Here is a 4162-nt window from a genome sequence, read left to right on the forward strand (position 1 = left end):
GACGACGATTTTGAAATCCAGAAAAACGGCCTGACGTTCTTGGTTGACCCGATGAGCTACCAATATCTGGTTGGTGCAGAAATCGACTACACCGAAAGCCTGCAAGGTTCTCAATTCGTCATCCGCAATCCAAATGCAGAGACAACTTGCGGTTGCGGCTCATCCTTCTCCGTATAAACAATCCGTTTTTGCCACAAAAAACAGGCCATCTGTATCTTCAGACGGCCTTTTGTGTGAATTTATTTTAAACAATTTTATATTTACCTTATAATAATATCGGGCGTGAATATTTACTCTACGATAGACATAACATTGGACATGCATATTTCCATATAAATAAAAAATTATTGTCCAGCCGATTAACGACACAAAGGCAAACCGTACTTGGTCTGCCTGAGACTGCAGCCTCTGTTCTGGCTCGTATCATAAGCCAAGACAGCTCAAACACAATAACAAAACCTTAGGCCAAACCTATTTGGTTGACGCAGTCGAAATACTCATGGGATATCAATGAGCAAACAAGAAAAATTTTTCGACGTATACGTTTCCTATCCGCCAAACACGGATAGGGAGCGCATCCATGCCTGCCTGTATGAAAACCTGCCCGAAAACGAAGTTGAGAGCCTGATTCAAGCCTTGGCCGAGCGTCCGCAAGCCATTGTGGCCGAGAAATGCACCCAAGACGAGCGAGAAAATGCGCAGCATTACTTCGGCTATTTGGGTTTGGACGTGATCGTCCGTCAGGCTATGGAATTGGAAGCGGTTGAAGAAAAAGCTGTATTGGCAGTCAACACTCCCGACCCTATCCAATGCCCCGTCTGCATGACGATTATTGACGAACTAGATTCACAGGAATGTAAAACCTGCCACTTTGATTTGACAGAAAAAAATGAGCTTGCCATCCAGCGCAAGCGCATTGAATGGCAGGAAAGAATCTCTTTCGAGCATAAAAAACAAACCGAAATTGCCCACAAGCTCAAATATGAACGTGAGCAGGAAGAGAAAAAACTGCGCAAAAAAATCCGTGCCGAATTGGAATCCCAATTACGCAAAGAGTTAGGCCAAAATCCTGAGCTGGCCGCACTTGCAGCGAGGAAGAAAACACGGTTTCTGCTTACAATGGCTATCGTATTCGCCGTTTTGAGCCTGCTTGCACTCGGCTATATCGCTGCAAAATTCTTCTAAACTGATTTCAAAACTTAAGGCCGTCTGAAAAACAGATTTTCAGACGGCCTTTTATTTCCTTATTGATTGAACCATTTCAATCAAGCCTCTTGCACATCAACATCCACCGACCATCTGATTTTGCCGTCGCGGTTTTGCTGCAACACCTGCACCCACAAACTCACGGCGCGGTGCAAATCCTGTCGGGATATCGACTCGAGGAAGATTTGCGCGCGTTCGCGTTCGGCGAGGCGCACCATCAGCATGGGGGCGGCGCCGAACTGGGAGACGCTTTCGGGCAAAAGCGGGGCGAGAGTTTCTTTGGCGGCGTTGAGAAATTCCATCGCATCGGCAACACGCGGCGCGTCGGCGCGAATGGCGGTTTGAAAACCGAAGGGCGGCATGGCGAACATTTGCCGCTCGTTCAATTCGTTTTCGGCAAACATGGCGTAGTCCTGCGCTTTGACGGCGGCGAAGACGGGATGTTCGGGCAGTTGGGTCTGTATCAACACCTTGCCGGGTTTGTCGGCGCGCCCCGCCCTGCCGGATACCTGCATCAGCTCGGCAAACAGCCTTTCCGGCGCGCGAAAGTCCGCGCTGTACAGGCTGCCGTCGGCGTTCAACACGATAACAAGGTTGAGTCGCGCGAAATCATGGCCTTTGGCGAGCATCTGCGTGCCGACCAAAATGTCGATTTCGTTTTCGGCGATGCGGCGGTACAAATCTGCCCAGTCGTTTTTGTGCGCCGTGCTGTCCCTGTCGACGCGGACGACGGCGGCCTTGGGCAGGAAGGCGCGCAGGGTTTCTTCGACGCGCTGCGTGCCGTGTCCGACGGCGGTCAGGTCTTGGTTGCCGCAGTCGGGGCATTTGAACGGGATGGGTTCGCGGTGGTCGCAGTGGTGGCAGCGCAGTTGGCGGGCGCGTTGGTGCAATACCATTTTGGCGGAGCAGTTCGGGCAGCCGAAGGTATGGCCGCAGTCGCCGCAAAACAGCGCGGGCGCGAAGCCGCGCCGGTTGAGGTACACCAGCGACATGCCGCCTGCTTCAAAGTTCTGCTTCAAAAGCTGCAAGGCTTGCGGCGAGAAGCCGTTGTCGAGTTTCAGACGACCTACGTTGAGGATGTCCACTTGCGGCAGTTGCGCGGCGGCATGGGCGCGCTCGGTCAGTTGCAGCAGGCGGTACGCGCCGCTTTGCGCCTTGTGCCAGCTCTCCAAGCTGGGCGTGGCGCTGCCCAATACGACGGGGCAGCCGCTCTGCTTCGCCCGCCACACCGCCAAATCGCGGGCGTGGTAGCGCAATTCGTTGTCCTGTTTGAACGAGCCGTCGTGTTCCTCATCGACCACAATCAGCCCGACATCAGGCAAAGGCGTGAACACCGCCAGCCGCGTGCCGATCACCAGCTTTGCCTGCCCCAACATGGCACGCAAATAATCCTGCGTGCGCCTGCCTGCCGCCATCTGGCTGTGCAACACGGCGGTCGGCACGTCGGCAAAACGGTTTTCCACCCGCTCCAAAAGCTGCGGCGTGAGGTTGATTTCGGGCAACAGAAACAACACCTGCCGCCCCTGCGCCAATACTTTCGCCATCGCATCAAAATACACCTCGGTCTTGCCGCTGCCGGTGATGCCGTACAGCAGAAACGGCTGGAAGCTGCCGAAGGCCGTCTGAATTTCATCGGAAGCCTTCTGCTGGTCGGCGTTTAATACAAATTCAGAGTGCGAAGCCTGCCCGTGGTACGACCTTAAAACAGGTTTCGCCGCTTCCGTCGTTTCAATCCAGCCCTGTTCCGCCCAATCTTCGATTAATCTCGCCGCCTGCGCGTTCACCTGCTTCAACGCCGCCATCGTCATCCCGCCCAACAGCAGCGCATCCCACAAAGCCGCTTTTTTGTTGAACCGCGCCGGCGGCGGCGTTTGCGCCCTGCCCTGTTCGTTCAGCGCGTAAAACAACGGCGGCTGCGGCATTTCCACCGCGCGCGTTTCCTTCAAACCCTGCGGCAGCGCGGCAAACACCGCCTGCCCGGTCGGATAGTGGTAATAACGCGACGTAAATGCCAACAAATCACACCAGCTTTGAGGCAACGGCTTTTCTTCCATAAAGGTCGTCTGAACGCCCAAAATCCGCGCCGCATCCATATCCGGCGCAATATCCGTTTCCCACACAATCCCGACCACAGTCTTATTGCGGAAAGGCACAAGCACCCGCGTTCCCTGCGGCAGCGGCTCGGAATGGGAATAAGTCAAAAGGCCGTCTGAAAGCGGCACGTTTACGGCGATACGGTGATAGAACATACAAACAATCAAATTATTTTTTCGTATTTTAACAGCCGAAAGCTATTTTCAGACGATAATTTGAGCCTGAGTACAATGCAGACATGACAGAGGTTTGATACAATGCCTTACTTTCAACACACGCAAGTCTCTCGTATGAAAACCAAGTTAATCAAAATCTTAACGCCATTTGCCGTCCTTCCTTTGTTGGCATGCGGTCAACCTGCCGTATCCAACGCCAACGCGGCGCCTGCTCCGGCTGCCAAAGCGGAAGCGCCTGCCGACAAATCCGTTGCCGCTTCTTTGAAAGCGCGTCTGGAAAAAGTCTATGCCGCCCAAGATTTGAAAGTTTTGAGCGTCAATGAAACACCGATTAAAGGTATTTACGAAGTTGTCGTCAGCGGCAAACAAATCATCTATACCGATGCCAAAGGCGACTATATGCTTGTTGGCGACCTCATCAACGTCAACACGCGCCAAAGCATGACTGAAGAACGCGCCGCCGATTTGAACAAAATCGACTTTGCTTCCCTGCCTTTGGACAAAGCCATCAAAGAAGTACGCGGCAACGGCAAACTGAAAGTCGCTGTTTTCTCCGATCCGGACTGCCCGTACTGCAAACGCTTGGAACATGAGTTTGAAAAAATGACTGACATCACGATTTATACCTTCATGATGCCGATTCCAAGCCTGCACCCTGATGCCGCGCGCAAAGCCGAGCTGTTGTG

At 53.1% G+C, this 4162-nt stretch carries 4 protein-coding genes; 3 read left to right on the top strand and 1 reads right to left on the bottom strand.

Annotation, left to right across the window (positions count from 1 at the left end; translation table 11 throughout):
* Together ACTHSP_RS18420 and ACTHSP_RS18425 are read left to right on the top strand one after the other, a co-directional pair.
* Positions 1-177: iron-sulfur cluster assembly accessory protein (locus tag ACTHSP_RS18420; protein ID WP_440346629.1), on the top strand; the 177-nt coding region annotated here is incomplete at its 5' end.
* Positions 178-510: 333 nt separating this feature from the next.
* Positions 511-1185: a hypothetical protein gene (locus ACTHSP_RS18425; protein WP_049351113.1), complete on the top strand. Its 675-nt coding sequence runs from the start codon at positions 511-513 to the stop codon at positions 1183-1185.
* Between the two features lie 80 nt (positions 1186-1265).
* On the opposite strand, the gene ACTHSP_RS18430 is transcribed toward ACTHSP_RS18425, so the two are convergent.
* Positions 1266-3455, bottom strand: coding sequence for a primosomal protein N' (locus ACTHSP_RS18430; RefSeq protein WP_440346627.1), 2190 nt, complete (start codon positions 3453-3455; stop codon positions 1266-1268).
* 135 nt (positions 3456-3590) lie between these two features.
* Here ACTHSP_RS18430 and ACTHSP_RS18435 point away from each other — a divergent pair.
* Positions 3591-4162, top strand: a 572-nt coding sequence (locus ACTHSP_RS18435; protein ID WP_440346628.1) for a DsbC family protein, incomplete at its 3' end; no start/stop codon positions are given.

The sequence above is a fragment of the Neisseria sp. P0001.S005 genome (genome assembly GCF_051963715.1).